Raw genomic sequence first — 18,864 nt, forward strand, 5'->3', positions numbered from 1 at the left:
TCAGGCATTTTCTGTAAACCCGTGCAAACATGATGAATAAAACCGGCCGGGTGGTTCCATAAACCCGGTAGAGCCTTTATTATCCTTGATCACTTTGCTTAAGCTACGGCAACAAAACGGATTTCATGTATCAACCTGTCGCGTTATTTATTGGCCTGCGTTATATGCGCGGGCGAGCCTCAGACCGCTTTGGGCGGTTTGTTTCCTGGCTATCCACCATTGGCATTACGCTGGGGGTGATGGCGCTGGTGACGGTGCTTTCAGTGATGAATGGCTTCGAGAAAGATCTCGAAAACAACATCCTGGGGCTCATGCCGCAGGCGCTGATCACCAGTAAACAGGGCTCCATCAACCCTGAACAGCTGCCAGCCTCTGCCGTGCAAAACCTGCATGGTGTCACCCGAGTCACTCCGTTGACTACCGGCGATGTGGTGCTGCAAAGTGCTCGCAGCGTGGCCGTTGGCGTCATGTTGGGGGTTGACCCGCAGCAGCCCGATCCGCTGACGCCTTATCTGGTCAACGTTCAACAGCAACAGCTGCAACCGGGTGAGTACAACCTGATTATCGGTGAACAGCTTGCCGGGCAGTTAGGGGTCAAGCGTGGCGATCAACTGCGTCTGATGGTGCCTAGCGCCAGCCAGTTCACCCCGATGGGCCGCATCCCGAGCCAACGTTTATTCACCGTGATTGGCACCTTCCACGCCAATAGCGAAGTGGACGGTTATCAGCTGCTGGCGAACCAGCAAGATGCTTCACGCCTGATGCGCTACCCGGCGGGCAATATCACCGGTTGGCGCTTGTTCCTGCAACAGCCGTTGACGGTGGACACCCTTAGCCAGCAAACGCTGCCGGAAGGTACCCAGTGGAAAGACTGGCGTGAGCGCAAGGGTGAGTTGTTCCAGGCGGTGCGCATGGAGAAAAACATGATGGGGCTGTTGCTCAGCCTGATCGTGGCGGTGGCGGCATTCAATATTATTACCTCGCTGGGCCTGTTGGTGATGGAGAAGCAAGGCGAAGTGGCCATTCTGCAAACCCTGGGCCTGACGCGGCGGCAGATCATGTCGGTCTTTATGGTGCAGGGGGCCAGCGCCGGGATTATCGGCTCGCTCCTGGGAACGCTGTTAGGCGTTCTGCTTGCCACCAATCTGAACAACCTGATGCCGATCCTTGGCGCGTTGATCGACGGGGCTTCTCTGCCGGTGGCGGTTGACCCTATCCAGGTGACGATCATTGCCGTAGTGGCGATGGCGGTCTCGCTGTTATCCACGCTTTACCCTTCATGGCGCGCTGCCGCCGTACAACCCGCTGAGGCTTTACGTTATGAGTAACCATCCTTTATTGCAGTGTGAGCGCCTGTGTAAAACCTATCAGGAAGGCAACCTGCATACCGACGTGCTGCGCAATGTCAGTTTTGCCATGCAACCGGGCGAGATGATGGCGATCGTCGGCAGCTCGGGTTCCGGTAAAAGTACTTTGCTGCACCTGCTGGGGGGGCTGGATTCACCCACCTCGGGTGAGGTGATCTACAAAGGGCAGTCGTTGAACAAGCTTTCTTCCACTGCCAAAGCTGAACTGCGCAATCGTCAGCTCGGCTTTATCTATCAGTTTCATCATCTGCTGCCGGATTTCACCGCGTTGGAGAACGCCGCGATGCCGCTGCTGATCGGCGGCATGAAACCGGCGCTGGCGAAGGAAAAGGCGCTGGAGATGCTGGCGGCCGTGGGCCTGGAAAAACGTAGCAAACATCGCCCGTCCGAGCTCTCCGGCGGCGAACGTCAGCGCGTGGCGATTGCCCGTGCGTTGGTGAATAACCCTTCGCTGGTATTGGCGGATGAGCCTACCGGCAACCTGGATAAACGCACCGCAGACAGCATCTTCGATTTGCTGGGCGAATTGAACGTACGCCAGGGTACCGCATTTTTGGTGGTCACCCACGATCTGCAACTCGCTAAACGCCTGAGCCGCCAGTTGGAAATGGCAGACGGCCATCTACAGGCACAACTGACCCTGATGGGGGCCGAGTAATGAGCGCTTCGCCACTTTCATTGCTGATGGCGCTGCGCTTTAGCCGTGGCCGGCGGCGCGGCGGCATGGTTTCGTTGATCTCGGTGATCTCCACCATCGGCATCGCGCTCGGCGTGGCGGTGCTGATCGTGGGGCTGAGCGCGATGAACGGCTTCGAACGTGAACTGCAGAACCGTATTCTGGCGGTGGTGCCGCACGGCGAGATCGAACCGGTCAAGCAGCCGTTTACCGGCTGGCCGGAGATCCTGCAACGGGTCGAAAAGGTACCGGGCATTTTGGCTGCGGCACCCTATATCAACTTTACCGGGCTGATGGAAAATGGTGCTCAGCTACGCGCCGTGCAAGTTAAAGGGGTCGATCCTGCGCAGGAAAAACAGCTCAGCGCGCTGCCAAGTTATGTGCAGGGCGATGCCTGGGCTAACTTCAAAAGCGGTGAGCAGCAGGTGATCCTGGGCAAAGGGGTGGCTGACGCTCTGGGTGTGAAGCAGGGCTCTTACGTCACGGTGATGATCCCCAATAGCGATCCTGAGATGAAACTGTTGCAGCCGAAGCGTATTCGCCTGCATGTCACCGGTATCCTGCAACTTAGCGGCCAGCTCGATCACAGTCTGGCCATGGTGCCGTTGGCGGATGCACAGCAATATCTGGATATGGGTGACAGTGTCACCGGCATCGCCATCAAGGTCAACGACGTCTTCGCCGCTAACAAGCTGGTGCGTGACGCCGGGGAAGTTGCCGATGCTACCGTCTATATCAAGAGCTGGATTGGCACCTACGGTTTTATGTATCGCGATATTCAGATGATCCGCGCCATCATGTATCTGGCGATGGTGCTGGTGATAGGCGTGGCCTGTTTCAACATCGTTTCCACTCTGGTTATGGCGGTGAAGGACAAGAGCGGCGACATTGCCGTGCTGCGTACGCTGGGGGCCAAAGACGGCTTTATTCGCGCCATCTTTGTCTGGTATGGCCTGTTGGCTGGGCTGGTAGGTAGCCTTAGTGGGGTAGTGGTTGGAGTGATTGCCTCGCTACAACTGACCAATATCATGAAAGGTATAGAAAAGCTGATGGGCCATTCTTTCCTGTCTGGCGACATCTACTTTATCGATTTCCTGCCGTCCGAACTGCACTGGCTTGACGTGGCGATCGTACTGGGTACGGCAATCGTGCTTAGCCTGCTGGCCAGTTGGTATCCGGCCAGACGTGCCAGCCGCATCGATCCGGCCCGCGTATTGAGCGGGCAGTAATAAAAACCTGGGGCCAGTAGCGGGCCCCATTTTTTTACCCTGAGGGCGAGTTATGTACTACGGTTTCGACATGGGCGGCACCAAGATTGAACTTGGGGTGTTCGACGCCAATCTGCAACGTATCTGGCAAAAGCGGGTGCCGACGCCGCGTGACGACTACCGGCAACTGCTGGCGGTATTACGCGATCTCACCCATGAGGCCGATGCCGTCTGTGGTACGCAAGGGCTGGTGGGCATAGGTATTCCCGGCCTGCCAAATGAAGATGGCACCTTGTTTACCGCCAACGTCCCGGCCGCGATGGGGCAGCCGCTGCCTCGCGATCTGAGCGCGCTGATTGGCCGTGAGGTCAAGGTCGATAACGACGCCAACTGCTTCACGCTCTCGGAAGCTTGGGACGAAGAGTTTCGCCATTACCCGACGGTTCTGGGCATCATCCTGGGTACCGGCGTTGGTGGTGGTTTGATCGTTAATGGTAAAGTGGTCTCTGGGCGTAACTTTATCACCGGAGAGTTTGGCCATTTCCGCTTGCCTGTGGATGCGCTGGAGGTGCTCGGGCGTGATATTCCTCGCGTTCCCTGTGGCTGCGGCCATGACGGTTGCATCGAGAATTACATCTCTGGCCGCGGATTTGAGTGGATGTACGCGCATTTTTATCAACAACGGTTGCCAGCGCAGCAAATCATTGCGCATTATCAGGCCGGTGAACCACAGGCTGTAGCGCACGTAGAACGTTTTCTGGATGTCCTGGCCATTTGCCTGGGCAACCTGCTGACCATCATCGACCCCCACCTGGTGGTGATTGGCGGCGGCTTATCGAATTTTGCCGCAATTTATCAGGCGTTGCCCCAGCGTTTGCCCGCCCATTTGTTACGGGTAGCCAAACTGCCACGCATCGAGAAGGCACGCTATGGCGATGCTGGCGGTGTTCGTGGGGCAGCGTTCCTCAATTTGGTGGAAAGTCATAAATAAGGAGAGTTCATGCACACTCGCCATCGGTTGTGTCAGTTTCGCAAGAGTAAGCATGTGCGGCATCAGCGTTTTCGCTCGCGGATATTCCAACGCGATACCATGGCGGCGGCAGAGCTGAAAAAGCCGTTTGTCGTGGTGCTGACGGGGGCTGGGATCTCTGCCGAGTCTGGCATCCGTACTTTCCGCGCTGCCGATGGGCTGTGGGAAGAGCACAAGGTGGAAGATGTCGCCACCCTGGACGGTTTTCAGCGCGATCCTGCCTTGGTGCAGGAGTTTTATAATGCGCGCCGTCGTCAACTGCAGCAGTCAGATATCGGCCCTAATGCGGCCCACCGTGCGCTGGCTGATTTGGAAGAGTGGCTGGGGGAGGAGAACTTCCTGCTGGTCACGCAGAATATCGACAACTTGCACGAGCGAGCCGGTAGCAAGCAGGTGTTGCATATGCATGGTGAGCTGCTGAAAGTACGCTGCACCAGCTCCGGGCAGGTGGTGGAATGGTTGGGCGATCTGAGTGTGGATGAACGTTGCCACTGCTGCCAGTTCCCTGCGCCTCTGCGGCCCCACGTGGTGTGGTTTGGTGAAATGCCGTTGGGCATGGATGAGATTTACGCCGCGTTGGCCAAGGCCGATTTCTTTATCGCGATTGGCACCTCTGGCAATGTTTACCCGGCGGCAGGTTTTGTTCACGAGGCACGGTTGGGTGGGGCTTATACTATGGAGCTGAACCTGGAGCCGAGCCTGGTGGAAAGCCAGTTCGAAGAGAAGCATTACGGCCCGGCCAGCGAAGTGGTGCCACGCTTTGTGCACAAGTTCCTGATGGGCAAGGTCGAGCGGGCGGATAAGCCGTAGCAGGAGGTTGGGGGGGAGATTGATGCTTGCCCCTCACTCTAACCCTAACCCTCTTCCACAGGGAGAGAGGACCGATCGAGTACGCTATCAGTTGTAGAAACTGACCTGGACATGGGGGACACAGATTAAACGCGAGATCTGGCCATGGCACTGTACCAGTTCCCTCTCCCTGTGGGAGAGGGAACTGGTGAGGGGATCAGCGACCGGCTTTTAGCTGCTGGAAGTAGGTCTCATACAGCGTACTGGTATCGCCCACATCGTTTTGCCATTCACCGTTCTCAATCACCGCATTATCTGGATACAGCGATTTGTCGTTGGCGATCTCCTTCGGCAACAGCTTTCTCGCGGCCAGATTGGGGGTAGGGTAACCGATGGTTTCCGCCACCTGTACTGCGATCTCCGGGCGTAGCAGGAAGTCGATCAGCTTCAACGCTCCCTCGACGTTCTTGGCATTCGCCGGAATAGCCAGGCTATCCATCCAGAAAATACCGCCTTCTTTCGGCCAGACGATCTCCAGTGGGGTACCAGCCTGGCGTGCGACATAGGCCGAACCGTTCCACACCATGCCCAGATCGACTTCGCCTTCCATATACGGATTGCCGGGGTTATCAGAGTTAAACGCCAGTACGTTTGGCATCAGCTTCTTGAGCTCGTTATAGGCAGCCTCGATCTGTTCAGGATCGGTGGTATTGCCCGAATAACCCAACTTGCGCAGCGCGACCTGGAACACTTCACGTGCATCATCGGTGAGCAACACGCGGCCTTTGTATTCCGGCTTCCACAGATCGGCCCAAGCGGTTACGGTATTGGCATCAATGGCATCCGTATTGACACCAATGGCGGTTGCGCCCCAGATATAGGGAATGGAGTAATCGTTGTTGGGATCGAACGGCTTGTGCAACAGGTTGGGATCGAGATCGTTAAAGTGGCTGAGTTTGCTTTTGTCGATCTTTTGCAGCATCCCTTCCTTGCTCATCTTGGCGATGAAATAGGTAGAAGGGACTACCAGATCGTACGCGCCGTCCCGGTAGGTTTTCAACTTGGCGTACATGCTTTCGTTGGATTCATAGGTGGAGTAAATCACCTTGATACCGGTTTCTTTGGTGAACTGTTCCAGCAGCCCCGGCGGGACATACTCGGTCCAGTTGTAGAAATAGAGCGTTTTGCCGTCGTCCGCGGCGTTTGCCGAGCCAAGGCTCAGTGCCATCATCCCGGCTGCGAGCAGATGTGACCACTTTTTCATGGTACGGATCCTTTAGCAGTGCGTGTTTTTACAGTATAGCGTGATGCGCCATACCCCAGAGAGCGGCCATTATAGGTGGCGTACCCAGTGGGGTAAAGGCGCTTATCCCATTGGCAAATCAGTGTTTTTGCCGATCGCGCAACAGCAGTTGGCTGGTCAGTACCAGCGCTAGCGATAACACCAGCAGAATGGTCGCCAGGGCGTTCACCTCAGGCGAAACGCCGACCTTCACCATCGAATAGATCTTCAAGGGCAAAATCTCGTAGCTTGGCCCGGTCACGAACGAAGAGACCACGACATCATCCATCGACAGCGTGAAGCTTAGCAGCCAACTGGCGGCAACGGCAGGCATCGCCAGCGGCAGGATGATTTTGCGCAGGATCACCATTTCGCTGGCACCCAGATCGCGTGCAGCCTCCAGCATCTTGACGTCAAAGCCCTTCAGGCGCGCATAGACGGTGACGACCACAAAGGGCAGGCAGAAGGTGATATGCGAAAACAGCAGCGACCAGAAGCCCAACGAGACCCCCAGCAGCATAAACAGCACCAGCAGCGAGATGGCCATCACGATATCTGGCGACATCATCACCACAAACAGCATGCCACCGACGAAGGGTTTCCCGCGAAAACGATAGCGATACAATGCCACCGCCGCCAAAGAGCCGATCATGGTCGCAAAGCTGGCGGAAAGTACCGCCATGGTCAGTGAATGCCCCGCGGCCTGCAACAGGCTGTCGTTGTTCATCAACATGCTGTACCAGTGGGTGGTGAAACCCTGCCAGTTGATGCCAAAGCGCGAGGTGTTGAACGAGTTAACGATCAGGATCACGATGGGAATATAGAGATAAGCGTAAATCAGGCTCATAAAGCCACCGCGCAACAGGCGTCCGATCATTCCAGTTCCCCTTTTTTGTTCAGCAGCTTGGCGGCCCGGTAATAGATCCACAGCATCAGCCCCATCACCAGCGTCAGGCAAATGCTGGTGGCGGCACCAAACGGCCAGTCACGGATATTCAGGAACTGGCTCTTGATGACGTTACCGATCAGCAGGTTTTTGGCTCCGCCCATCAAGTCGGCCACGTAGAACAGCCCCATAGCGGGCAGCAGCACCAACAGGCAACCGGCGATAATGCCTGGCATAGTCAGCGGAATGATGATGCGGATAAAGGTTTGCAGCTTGCTGGCCCCGAGATCGCGGGCCGCTTCCAGGCAGGATTTATCCAGCTTCTCCAGGCTGGAGTAGAGCGGCATCACCATAAATGGCAGCAAGATATAGACTAGCCCTAACACCACTGCGCCAGAGGTATACATAATGCGTAACGGAGTATCGATGATCCCGGCCCACAGCAAGAACTCATTCAGATAGCCGCGAGTGCTGAGAAACAGCTTCAGGCCATAGATACGGATCAGCGAGTTGGTCCAGAAGGGCACAATCAGCAGGAACAGCAGCAGCGGGCGCACCCTTTGCGGCAGGCGGGCCAGAATAAAAGCGAAGGGATAACCCAGCAGCAGGCAGCACAAGGTGGCGATCGCCGCCATGTTCAGCGAGTGCAGCATCACCTGGGCATACAGGGGATCAAACAGCCGGGTGTAATTATCCAGAGTGAACACCATCTGCACCAGATTGGCGTCGTCACGGGTGAGGAAACTGGTACCGATAATCATCAGATTCGGCAGAAAAACAAACAGCACCAGCCAGCCAACGGTGCCGCTGATCACCAGGTTTTGCAGCAAATTACGCGATTTCTTCATCGGCCAGCACTACCTCCCAGCTTGCAACCCAGGTTATCGCCATCTTTTGGTTTAACGAGTGGTCAAAGTCAGGATCGTCTTCATTGAAGAACTCGCTGACCATCACCATTTTACCGTTTTCCAGTTCAACTACCGACTCTAGCGTCATGCCTTTATAGTTGCGTTCGCGCACGTAGCCGATCAGGCCATCTATCTGCTCGCTGTCGTTCACCTCTTCGACGCGCAGATCTTCCGGGCGCAGCAGAACTTTCAGGGATTGCCCAGGCTCGACCGGGAGATCGGCGTAGATATCACACTCACGGCCTTCTACACGAGCGCGCACCCGCTGCGGATCGATACGATGTAGCACTACCGCATCAAAGATATTTATCTCACCGATAAAGCTGGCGACAAACAGGTTCTTGGGCTCTTCGTAGATTTCCCGTGGGGTACCGTCTTGTTCTATTCGCCCGTCGCGCATCACCACAATCCGATCGGACATGGTCAGCGCCTCTTCCTGATCGTGCGTGACGAACACAAAGGTGATGCCCAACTGGCGCTGTAGCGCTTTCAACTCGTTCTGCATCTGCTTGCGCAGCTTGTAGTCCAGTGCCGAAAGCGACTCGTCGAGCAGCAACAGTTTAGGTTTATTCACCACGGCCCGGGCAATCGCGACCCGTTGCTGTTGCCCACCAGACAGTTGATGCGGGCGGCGCTGAGCGAACTCGTCCAATTGCACCATGCGCAGGGCTTCCTCCACGCGCGGCGTTAACTCCGCCTCTGGGGTTTTCTGCATGCGCAGGCCAAAGGCGACATTTTCAAACACGGTCATATGGGGGAATAGGGCATAGCTTTGAAACACGGTGTTAACGTGCCGATGCTCGGCCGGGATGGCGGTGATGTCTTGCCCGTCGAGCACAATCTGCCCGTGGTCGGCATTTTCCAACCCGGCAATCAGCCGCAGCACGGTGGTTTTCCCGCAGCCGGAAGGGCCAAGCAGGGTGAGGAATTCACCATCGTTAATCTCAAGGTTGAGATCGCGGATGATCTCTTTGCCGTCAAAACTTTTACTCAGGGCGTTCAGTGTAACCAGAGAGGATCGTTCAGTCATTTTAGTGTCTCTATCCCGTACGGTGGTGCAGATAGAACCGCCGCTGGAAAAGACTGCGCGAGCTTACGGGAGTGACCCGTCAGGTACTGAAGCTCAAAGCCAGCGGCGCCGATCAAAAATTTAAGAGCGCGCATGATAGACGCTGAATCAGGTAATTGAAAGCCAAACAGCCCATAAGTCATGCCAATTGGCCGATTTTTGCGTCGGTAGTTACCCTATTAAACCATCACTTGCTTTAATGATTTGTGTTAAATCTGATTATTAATGACCTGTCTCAATATTTGATCCGGATCGGTTCCGCATAATGAAACGCGAAATTCTGAGGGCGGAACCATGGATAAACTACTAGATCGCTTTTTTAACTACGTCTCATTTGACACACAGGCTAAAGCGAACGTCAAACATGTGCCTAGTACCGAAGGGCAACTGAAGCTGGCGCGTGCGTTGCAACAGGAAATGATTGGGCTGGGGTTTGAACGGGTATCGCTAAGCGAACATGGCTGCGTGATGGGTACGCTGCCTGGCAATGTGAGCTGGCCAGTGCCAGCCATTGGCTTTATTTCTCACCTTGATACTTCACCCGATTTTTCGGGTAAGCATGTGACACCGCAGATAGTGGAAAACTATCGCGGTGGTGACATTGCCTTGGGCATTGGTGATGAAGTGTTATCGCCGGTGATGTTCCCGATCTTGCATCAGATGCTGGGGCAAACGCTGATCACTACCGACGGCAAAACGCTGTTGGGGGCCGACGATAAAGCCGGGATTGCCGAGATCTTGACCGCGATGGTGCGGCTAAAGCAGCAAAAAATACCTCACGGCGATATCCGCGTGGCGTTCACGCCGGATGAAGAAGTGGGCAAGGGAGCGCATTTCTTTGACGTTGCCGCGTTTGATGCCGCATGGGCTTACACCGTCGATGGTGGTGGAGTTGGTGAGCTGGAGTGTGAAAACTTCAATGCGGCAGCGGTGACGGTGAAAATCGTCGGTAATAACGTACATCCCGGCAGTGCCAAAGGGGTGATGGTGAATGCGTTGTCGTTGGCAACCCGTTTCCAACAGGCGTTACCCGCCGAGGAAACACCGGAGCATACTGAGGGGTATCAGGGCTTTTACCATCTCAACAGCATCAAGGGGAACGTTGAACGTGCCGAGATGCACTACATCCTGCGGGATTTTGAGCGTGAAGGTTTTGAGGCACGCAAGCGCAAGATGATTGAAGTTGCACAAAAAGTTGGCCGTGGGTTACCACGGGATTGCTACATTGAGGTGGCGATTGAGGATAATTACTACAACATGCGGGAGCCGGTGGCCGAGCATCCTCATGTGATCGAACTGGCACAGCAGGCGATGCGGGACTGCGATATTGAGCCGGTGATGAAGCCGATCCGCGGTGGCACCGATGGTGCACAGCTGTCCTTCAAGGGGCTGCCTTGTCCAAACCTGTTTACCGGCGGCTATAACTTCCATGGCAAGCATGAGTTTATTACGCTGGAAGGGATGGAGCAGGCGGTAGCGGTGATTATGCGCATTGCTACTCTGAGCGCCGAGCGCGCTAAACGGTAGTTTTTTGCTTTAACAAAGGCCCCTCACCCTAACCCTCTCCCAAAGGGCGAGGGGACCGAATGTGCTACCACTTGGCTTTGGCACTCAGCCTAGACCTCAACGGCGCTACAGATTAATTACTGTGTCAGACTACAACGCCAAACCAGCTCCCTCTCCCAAAGGGCGAGGGGACCGAATGTGCTACCACTTGGCTTTGGTACTCAGCCTAGACCTCAACGGCGCTACAGATTAATTACTGTGTCAGACGACAACGCCATACCAGCTCCCTCTCCCTGCGGGAGAGGGTTGGGGTGAGGGGCGTCCTAGTCGTTAAAATACCAGTAACCGCTGTTGATTAACGCCGTCAGCAGGGCCAGGAACGACGGATCGTCCACCGCGTCGCCCAGCAAGGCGGCATCAACGCTGGCGTGCTGGCACAGCGCATCGGCGGCTTGCAGATGTTCGGTGTCGATTAGCTCACCGTTGACAAAGCATTGGTCGCCAACGCGCAGCACGCGTAACCCACCCAAACGTTGTAATGGCTCACCCTGTTGCAGCAACTCATAGATTTCACCGGCCTGATAAGGCGGCTCTGGCGGCGCGATGTCCAGCTCGTGGCGCGATTGCGAAATAAACTCGCCAAACCAGTTCTGGAAGTGCTCCGGCTGCTGCACCAGCTCCAGGATCATCCCGCGCAGTGCATCAACCTCATGGGGGAGAACCATCGCCGGGTGATCGCGCAGCGCGATATCCGGATCGGTGTAACGCTTGCTGCCCAACTCGCGCGCTAGCACGTAGTCGGCATAGCCACTCACCATCTCGCGGCCATTCGGCGCGCGGAAGCCGACGGAATAGTTGAGCGAGTTTTCCAGTGAGTAGCCTTCATGCGGGAATCCCGGTGGGATATACAGAATATCACCAGGCTCCATCTCTTCATCAATGATGGCGTCAAACGGCTCTACCTGTAATAGGTCAGGGTGCGGGCAGTGCTGCTTCATCGGTACTTTTTCGCCCACGCGCCAACGGCGGCGGCCAGTGCCCTGGATGATGAACACGTCATATTGATCGAGATGCGGGCCAACGCCGCCACCCGGCACTGAGAACGAAATCATCAGATCGTCCATGCGCCAGTCCGGCAGCTTACGGAACGGTTGCATCAGGGCACTGGAAGGCTGATGCCAATGATCAACGGCCTGCACCAGCAATGACCAGTTGTTCTCGCCCAGATGATCGAAGCTTTCGAACGGGCCGTGGCCAACCTGCCAGCGACTTTCCTGATGGCTCACCAGGCGGCTGTCCACCTCGTTTTCCATGGCCAACCCGGCCAGCTCATCCGGGGAAATCGGGTCGATAAAGTTGTTAAAACCACGCTTGATAATTACCGGGCGCTTTTGCCAATAGCGTTGCAAAAAGTCGTTCCAGTCGAGATCTAATTGGTAATCCATGTTCTATTCCAGGATAGAGTGAGCCTGCAGGGATTATAACGGAAGTTAGGCCCCGTGGATCGGGGCCTGAGCGACAGAATTTAATCGTGATGGTGGGAGTCGTGCTGGCGAGAGAAGGTGACCTCCATCCGTGCTCCACCCAGCGGGCTGTCGCTGATGGTAATTTGCCCGTCATATTGCTCGATGATCTCGGCGGCGACCGACAGGCCAATCCCCTGGCCGGGGCGCAGAGTATCGACGCGTTGGCCACGTTGGAAGATCAGCTCACGCTTGCTTTCCGGGATGCCGGGGCCGTCGTCATCAATGACGATCGTCAGATATTTGTCCGAGTGCAGCGAGGAGATCTCCACAAACTCCAGGCAATATTTACAGGCATTCTCCAGCAGGTTGCCCATTACTTCCATAAAGTCGTTTTTCTCGCCCATAAAAGTGACTTCTGGTGAGATATCGAGGGTAATGACTACCCCTTTGCGCTGATAGACCTTGTTCAGCGCCACGCTCAGGCTGTCGAGCAAGGCCGATACCGAATGGATCTCGCGGGTCAGCACGGTTTGACCAGAGTTGATGCTGGCTCGATGCAGGTAATAACCAATCTGCTGCGAGATACGGCTAATCTGCTCGAGCATGATCGGCTCGACCTCTTCGATGGTGGTCTGCTTGCTGGAACGCAGCGAACGCAGGGTGGTCTGCAATACCGCTAGCGGGGTTTTCAGGCTGTGGGTGAGGTCGGACAGCGTAGTGCGGTATTTGGTGTAGCGCTGACGCTCGTTGCGCACCAGGATATTCAGGTTTCGCACCAAGCCACGTAGTTCACTGGGGGGATTTTCATCCAGTTGCTCGCGCTCGCCATTTTCCAATTCACCGACCTGGGTTATCAGCGCCTTGATCGGCCGCAAACTCCAATACGCGGCTAGCCACAGCAGAGGCACGACCAGTAGTAGATTGGCCAGCAGTACGTAGCTGAACCATTCCCACACCACATCCGAGCGTTGCAGTTCTTGCGGAATGCTGTCGACCACCACAATGCTCAAGGCAGGCAGGCGTGGGGTGGCGGCATAGGTATTGACGGCCACCGAGTGGGTTAACGCCTCATGGTCGGTATCGTCATAGTCTTTCAGCTGATTCTGAGCCTTGGGGTTGTCGCCCAGCACTTCGCTACTGATGCGGGTGTCGGTGTCTATCTCATAGAAACCGGACTCTTGCAGCCACTCTTTCTGGATCCGTTTTTCCAGTTCCGGGACCGAGCGCTGGCTCCACAGCAGGTTGCCTTTATCGTCGTAGATAAACACCAGCGTTGGGGAGTTGATATCGAGATCGGGCGGGATGGCAATGGTCAGCTTCTGGTCTTTCCACTGCGCGAGGCTAAAGAACAGGTTGCTCTCACCGCGCAGCAGGCGGAAAGCGGTTTTATCAAAGCTGACGATATAGCCGACAACGGCAACCAGCCCATAGGACAGCGACAGCGCCAGGATCACCCCGGCGGTGGCCATCAGAAAGCGGGCGCGCAGTGAGAAAGGTTTTTTATCTCTGTTGAACATTATGCTCACTTGGCATCGAAACGGTAGCCCTGGCCACGCACGGTGGTGATCACTTCCTGCGGGTATTCGGCCTGTAGCTTTTTACGCAGGCGGCCCATTAATACGTCGATGGTGTGGCTTTCGCGCAGTTCGGCATCCGGGTAGAGTTGCAACATCAATGAATCTTTGCTGACCACTTTACCCGCGTTACGGATCAACGTTTCGATAATGGTGTACTCAAAGGCCGTCAGTTTGATTTGCTGTTCGTTGACGCTCAACTCACGGCGTGAGAGGTCGATCTGGAATGGTGGCAGTACGATCACCTGTGAAGCCAGGCCGCTATTGCGGCGCATCAAGGCCTGCATGCGGGCAATCACTTCTTCCAGATGAAAGGGCTTGGTGACGTAATCATCGGCACCGGCTTCCAGCACCGCTACCTTGTCCTGCCAACTTTCACGGGCGGTCAGTACCAGGATCGGCAATTTCATCTGATTGGCACGCCAACGGCGGATCAGGCTCAGGCCATCTTCACCCGGCAACCCTAGATCGACAATGGCGATATCAGGTGCGTGTTCCTGCAGAAAATAGTCGGCTTCTTTGGCATCTTCTGCGGCATCAACCTGATGCCCCATTTCACGCATTTGCACACTAAGATGGTGGCGCAATAGGCCATTGTCTTCAACAACCAGTACTCGCATGGTACAGACTCCTGTTGTTAGGCGGGTGCAACACCAGGCACCCGCGCTGAAAGGTTACACGCTATTGGCCACGTTGTGAAAACGCGCACTAGCTGACCATTCCCTGATCGTTTGATTCTGTCATCCTGTGATTATCGGCAATGGCTAATAAACGCAGGATAAACAGCGAAGTGTCAAAGGTAAACAAAACTTAAACAAAGCCTGACTGCCTGAAGTGTGAGCGGGATCGCTGCAAAGGATTAAAGGTATCATTAAGGTATTATATAGGTATCGTAATGATGCTAATACCAGGAACCCTACACCGCTTTCCCGAGCCGATGCCGGGAAGGTAGCCAGCAAGGATACATAATAATGAAACGTCCTCATCTGAAGCTGTCTGTCATGATGTTTATCGAGTGGTTTATCTGGGGAGCGTGGTTTGTTCCCCTATGGCAATACCTCAACAAGCTCGGCTTCACGCCGGGCGAAATTGCCTGGTCGTACAGCAGTACGGCTATTGCGGCAATCCTCTCGCCGGTGCTGGTTGGCGTCATTGCCGATCGCTACTTCGCCGCGCAAAAAGTCTTGGGCTGGTTGCATCTGGCTGGCGGGGTGCTGATGTTCATCATCGCCTGGCAAACCACCTTTGCCACCTTCTTCCCGCTGCTGGTGATTTATGCCATCACCTATATGCCGACCGTGGCGCTGACCAACAGCATCGCCTTTGCCAACATTACCGATACCGAGAAAGAGTTCCCGCGCATCCGCGTACTGGGCACTTTGGGGTGGATTGCCTCCGGTCTGGTGGTGGGCTTTATGCTGCCGCCGCTGCTGGGTTTAGGCAATATTTCCGATAGCAACCTGCCGCTAATCATTACCGGTGTGGCCTCGTTCGCGCTCGGGTTGTACAGCTTTGTGCTGCCCAATACGCCAGCCAAAGGCACTGGCCCGGTGGATATCAAGGCGTTGCTGGGCCTGAACGCGCTTGGCCTGCTGAAGGATCGCTCATTTGCCACCTTCGCCCTGTGCTCGTTCCTGTTCTGTATGCCATTGGCGTTTTACTACCAGTTTGCCAATGGCTATCTGACGCAGGTTGGGCTGCCGAATGCCACAGGCTGGATGACACTGGGGCAGGTCTCGGAAATCTTTGCCATGTTGGCGCTGCCGTTGCTGCTCAAGCGGTACGGCATCAAGAAGGTGCTGCTGCTGGGCTTTGTGACCGCAGCGATCCGCTATGTGTTCTTTATCTACGGCGGCACCGCCGACGTCTGGGCCTACAGCATGCTGTTCCTGGGCATTTTGCTGCATGGCGTCAGCTACGATTTCTATTTCGTGACCGGCTATATCTACGTCGACAAAAAAGCGCCACCGCATATGCGTACCGCCGCTCAGGGCCTGATCACCCTGATTTGCCAAGGGTTGGGCAGCTTTATCGGTAACTGGCTTGGGGGCCGTGCGATGACCACTTTTGCCCTTGAACAACCGCGAGACGGTATGACGTTTGACTGGTTCGCCGTGTGGGGCGTGGGTGCGGTGATGGTGGTGGGCGTCATGCTGCTGTTCCTGCTGTTCTTCCGTGAACGCAGCGACAACATCACCCCGATTGACGTAGCACGGTCTTAATTCGTTGCGCCGGGCCTGTTGCCCGGCAAGGTAAAAATTCAGGAGAAACAGATGAAGCAGTTAACCCAGGAACAACGCGTGGTGGGCGCACTTTATGGTCAAATGCTGGGAGATGCGCTTGGCATGCCTTCCGAGCTGTGGCCGCGTGAGCGGGTTAAGCGCCACTTTGGCTGGATCGACCGCTTCCTCGACGGCCCGGCGGAAAACAGCGCCGCCTGCTATTTCACGGCAGCGCAGTATACCGATGATACCTCGATGGCTCTGGCACTCGCCGACGCGCTGATCGAGGCCGACGGTGAAGTGGTTCCGGAGCTGATTGCCCGCAACGTGATCCGCTGGGTCGATAGTTTTGACGCCTTCAACAAAAACATCCTTGGCCCAAGTTCCAAACTGGCGCTGGGGGAGCAGAAGAAGGGCACGCCGATTAGCAATTTGGAAAACAACGGGGTGACCAACGGCGCGGCAATGCGGGTTTCCCCGTTGGGTTGTGTGCTGCCTTCTGCGCCGTTGGAGCAGTTTTGCCAGCAGGTCTGGCTGGCCTCCAGCCCGACGCATAAATCCGATATCGCGGTAGCCGGTGCGGTGGTGATTGCCTGGGCGGTTGCCAAGGCGGTCGAAGGGGCCAGTTGGGCAGAGATCCGCCTGGCGTTACCGGGGGTGGCAGATTACGCTCAGCGCCGCCAGAGCACCACCTTCAGCGCGTCTTTAGCGGCGCGTATCGAACTGGCCTTCCAGGTAGTCGAACAGGCTGGCGGTACCGAGCAGGCCTCCGAACGGGTCTACCAACTGGTTGGCGCAGGGGTCAGCACCATAGAATCCGTACCGGCCGCGTTGGCGATGGTCGAACTGGCGCAAACCGACCCTACCCGCTGTGCGATCCTGTGCGCCAACCTGGGCGGTGATACCGACACCATCGGCGCGATGGCCACGGCGATCTGCGGTGCCTTGAACGGTATCGACGCGTTCGACGCGGCTATGTTGGCAGAATTGAAGCGGGTGAATCCGCTGGATATCAATCACTACGCGCAGGCCTTTCTCCGTTTCCGCCAGCGCTGGCAGGAGGCTGAATGAGTAACGAAAGACGCGAGTTATTGCAGACGCTGACCCAGGGCGGCTGGCATCAGCAGTGCCCGGTGACGGTGATTGGCGCAGCGGTGATGGATATGGTGGTGAGCGCCGATGCGTTGCCGGTGCGCGGTGGCGACGTGTCGGCCCAGATGCAGGGGCTGCATTTAGGGGGCTGCGCGCTGAATATTGCCGTGGCCCTGCGCCAGTTGGGCATTACCAGCCACAATCTGCTGCCGGTGGGCGAAGGCGTGTGGGCAGAGCGTTTGCGTAGCGAGATGGCGCAGCGCGGCGTGAATTCCGATCTGCAAGTGAGGGGTGAGGATAACGGCTGGTGTCTGGCGCTGGTCGAGCCGGACGGAGAGCGCACCTTTATCTCTATCGATGGCATAGAGAACCAGTGGCAGCCGGAGTGGTTGGCAGACGTGACGCCACAAAGCGGGCTGGTTTATCTTTCCGGTTATCAACTGGGTGCCAGGCAGGGCCACGTGCTGGTGGACTGGCTGTTACGCCTGCCCAAACAGGTTCGCGTCGTGCTGGATATTGGCCCGCGCATTGACGTGATGGCGCAGAGCCTGCTGCAACGCCTAATCCGCCCTGGTGTGATCCTGACGCTAAACCAGCGAGAAGCCCAGCACCTTGGCATGCAGGAAGATATTGCCGGTTTTTGCCAGCATTTATGGTCAACCACCGGGCAACTGGTGATTGTGCGCTGCGGGGGGGAAGGCGGCTATTACTTTGCCGGGCCGGAGGATCATGGTTGGATTGCCGCTCGCCAGGTCAACGTGGTTGACAGCATCGGTGCTGGCGATAGCCACAGCGCCGGTTTGCTCGCCGGGCTCGCATTGGGCCTGACCGCCCGCCAAAGCATGATGTTAGCCAATAGCATCGCCGGTTACGTGGTATCGCAGGCTGGTGGAGATTGTGCGCCAACCCTGGCTCAGCTCCTGGCCAGTGAGGAGCTCAATCCTCGCTGATAAACTCGTACATGTCGCTGCGGCAGAAGCTTTCGCTGTATTCGATGGGCTTTTTCCGGCTGTCGAACAGCGTTTGCTTGATGATCAGCAGCGGCATGGGGTCTTTCAACTGTAGCGCTTGCAGGGTTTCACCGTCGCTCATGGCGGCGCTGACCTGGCTACGTAGCGATCCCAGCTCCACGTTGTTCAAACGGAAGTAGTCATACAGAGAAACGCCAATATCATCAACGTTGGCTATCGCCTCCGCCACCACATAAGACACCGCCACCGACATGGGGCGCTGATCGATAAAGTGAATACGTTTGAGTTTGTACACCGGCGTATGCTCGGCCAGCGATAGCTTCTCGGCCAGTGCGCTATCCGCCGGGATTTGCTCACGGCTGATCCACATGGTGTCCGGCTTACGGCCTTGCAGCATCACTTCGCGTGAAAAGCCTTTCACATCCGCCAGCGAATAGGCCAGTTTAGGTTGAGCCACGGTATTTTGAATGAAGGTGCCATAGCCCCGCGAGCGGCCGATAATGCCGTCCTGCTCCAGGCAGGCCAGGGCTTTGCGTACCGTAATGCGCGAGATCCCCAGCCGCTCGGTGAAATGGCGCTCACTGGGCAGAAAATCCCCCTGGCTCAATATGCCAAGCTCAATGGCCTGTCGTACCGATTCGTTAAAGCGCAGGTAGAGCGGCATAGCGCCAGCGCTGGTCAGATCTTGTTGCAGTTTGTCCAGCAGGCGCTGGTTGGGATCCGTGATCATCAGATTGCCTCCGGGAAACCTGGGCCTTTAGACCGGGGAGGAAAGGAGGCGGTTTTCAAGCTAACTTCTTTTTGTCTTTTCACTATAA

At 56.2% G+C, this 18,864-nt stretch carries 17 protein-coding genes; 9 read left to right on the forward strand and 8 right to left on the reverse strand.

Annotated features, from left to right (window positions below):
* The first annotated feature begins 125 nt into the window (after positions 1-125).
* Genes lolC through cobB form a run of 5 tightly spaced genes read left to right on the forward strand, consistent with a single transcriptional unit; the run spans position 126 to position 5,091 of the window.
* Complete coding sequence (lolC, locus tag ACKWMY_RS12005) at positions 126-1,328, forward strand: lipoprotein-releasing ABC transporter permease subunit LolC (RefSeq protein ID WP_074031332.1); 1,203 nt, start codon at positions 126-128, stop codon at positions 1,326-1,328.
* Complete coding sequence (gene lolD, locus ACKWMY_RS12010) at positions 1,321-2,025, forward strand: lipoprotein-releasing ABC transporter ATP-binding protein LolD (protein WP_024485237.1); 705 nt, start codon at positions 1,321-1,323, stop codon at positions 2,023-2,025. Before lolC ends, lolD begins: the two co-directional genes overlap by 8 nt.
* Entirely contained in the window at positions 2,025-3,272 is a 1,248-nt protein-coding gene (gene lolE, locus ACKWMY_RS12015) for a lipoprotein-releasing ABC transporter permease subunit LolE (RefSeq protein WP_024531139.1), read from the forward strand. Before lolD ends, lolE begins: the two co-directional genes overlap by 1 nt.
* A gap of 52 nt (positions 3,273-3,324) precedes the next feature.
* Positions 3,325-4,242, forward strand: coding sequence for an N-acetylglucosamine kinase (gene nagK, locus ACKWMY_RS12020; protein ID WP_024531138.1), 918 nt, complete (start codon positions 3,325-3,327; stop codon positions 4,240-4,242).
* Between the two features lie 9 nt (positions 4,243-4,251).
* Entirely contained in the window at positions 4,252-5,091 is an 840-nt protein-coding gene (gene cobB, locus ACKWMY_RS12025) for a Sir2 family NAD+-dependent deacetylase (RefSeq protein WP_024485240.1), read from the forward strand.
* Positions 5,092-5,287: 196 nt separating this feature from the next.
* Here the strand turns inward: cobB and potD are convergent, their stop codons facing one another.
* The 4 genes from potD to potA all read right to left on the reverse strand — a co-directional run bounded on the left by potD (position 5,288) and on the right by potA (position 9,176).
* Complete coding sequence (gene potD / locus ACKWMY_RS12030) at positions 5,288-6,334, reverse strand: spermidine/putrescine ABC transporter substrate-binding protein PotD (RefSeq protein ID WP_024531137.1); 1,047 nt, start codon at positions 6,332-6,334, stop codon at positions 5,288-5,290.
* A 118-nt stretch (positions 6,335-6,452) separates the two neighbouring features.
* Positions 6,453-7,229 carry a spermidine/putrescine ABC transporter permease PotC gene (potC, locus tag ACKWMY_RS12035; RefSeq protein WP_074031335.1) on the reverse strand — a complete coding sequence of 259 codons (777 nt, stop codon included), beginning with the start codon at positions 7,227-7,229 and terminating at the stop codon, positions 6,453-6,455.
* On the reverse strand, positions 7,226-8,086 hold the full coding sequence (gene potB / locus ACKWMY_RS12040; RefSeq protein ID WP_024531135.1) for a spermidine/putrescine ABC transporter permease PotB: 861 nt from the start codon (positions 8,084-8,086) through the stop codon (positions 7,226-7,228). The genes potC and potB overlap by 4 nt, the downstream gene beginning before the upstream one ends.
* Complete coding sequence (potA, locus tag ACKWMY_RS12045; RefSeq protein ID WP_024531134.1) at positions 8,070-9,176, reverse strand: spermidine/putrescine ABC transporter ATP-binding protein PotA; 1,107 nt, start codon at positions 9,174-9,176, stop codon at positions 8,070-8,072. The genes potB and potA overlap by 17 nt, the downstream gene beginning before the upstream one ends.
* Positions 9,177-9,509: 333 nt before the next feature.
* Between potA and pepT the strand changes: the two genes are divergently transcribed.
* A complete protein-coding gene (pepT, locus tag ACKWMY_RS12050) occupies positions 9,510-10,742 on the forward strand; it encodes a peptidase T (RefSeq protein WP_409486342.1) in 1,233 nt (410 codons plus the stop codon).
* Positions 10,743-11,044: 302 nt separating this feature from the next.
* On the opposite strand, the gene ACKWMY_RS12055 is transcribed toward pepT, so the two are convergent.
* The 3 genes from ACKWMY_RS12055 to phoP all read right to left on the reverse strand — a co-directional run bounded on the left by ACKWMY_RS12055 (position 11,045) and on the right by phoP (position 14,381).
* Positions 11,045-12,166: a JmjC domain-containing protein gene (locus ACKWMY_RS12055; protein ID WP_409486343.1), complete on the reverse strand. Its 1,122-nt coding sequence runs from the start codon at positions 12,164-12,166 to the stop codon at positions 11,045-11,047.
* 80 nt (positions 12,167-12,246) lie between these two features.
* A complete protein-coding gene (gene phoQ, locus ACKWMY_RS12060) occupies positions 12,247-13,704 on the reverse strand; it encodes a two-component system sensor histidine kinase PhoQ (protein WP_024531316.1) in 1,458 nt (485 codons plus the stop codon).
* Between the two features lie 5 nt (positions 13,705-13,709).
* Positions 13,710-14,381: a two-component system response regulator PhoP gene (gene phoP, locus ACKWMY_RS12065; protein WP_021804688.1), complete on the reverse strand. Its 672-nt coding sequence runs from the start codon at positions 14,379-14,381 to the stop codon at positions 13,710-13,712.
* A 351-nt stretch (positions 14,382-14,732) separates the two neighbouring features.
* On the opposite strand from phoP, the gene ACKWMY_RS12070 reads away from it, so the two are divergent.
* From ACKWMY_RS12070 to ACKWMY_RS12080, 3 genes are read left to right on the forward strand one after another with little or no spacing between them, the layout of a single operon-like run.
* Positions 14,733-15,983, forward strand: a complete 1,251-nt coding sequence (locus ACKWMY_RS12070; RefSeq protein WP_409486344.1) for a nucleoside permease — start codon at positions 14,733-14,735, stop codon at positions 15,981-15,983.
* A gap of 51 nt (positions 15,984-16,034) precedes the next feature.
* Positions 16,035-17,054 carry an ADP-ribosylglycohydrolase family protein gene (locus ACKWMY_RS12075; protein WP_186529305.1) on the forward strand — a complete coding sequence of 340 codons (1,020 nt, stop codon included), beginning with the start codon at positions 16,035-16,037 and terminating at the stop codon, positions 17,052-17,054.
* Positions 17,051-18,025: a PfkB family carbohydrate kinase gene (locus ACKWMY_RS12080; RefSeq protein ID WP_409486345.1), complete on the forward strand. Its 975-nt coding sequence runs from the start codon at positions 17,051-17,053 to the stop codon at positions 18,023-18,025. Before ACKWMY_RS12075 ends, ACKWMY_RS12080 begins: the two co-directional genes overlap by 4 nt.
* Here the strand turns inward: ACKWMY_RS12080 and ACKWMY_RS12085 are convergent.
* Entirely contained in the window at positions 18,012-18,776 is a 765-nt protein-coding gene (locus ACKWMY_RS12085) for a GntR family transcriptional regulator (protein WP_409486346.1), read from the reverse strand. The two genes, ACKWMY_RS12080 and ACKWMY_RS12085, sit on opposite strands and share 14 nt — an antisense overlap.
* Positions 18,777-18,864: the final 88 nt, after the last annotated feature.

It is taken from the genome of Serratia sp. J2, from assembly GCF_046269175.1.
Taxonomy (GTDB): Bacteria; Pseudomonadota; Gammaproteobacteria; order Enterobacterales; family Enterobacteriaceae; genus Chania; species Chania fonticola_C.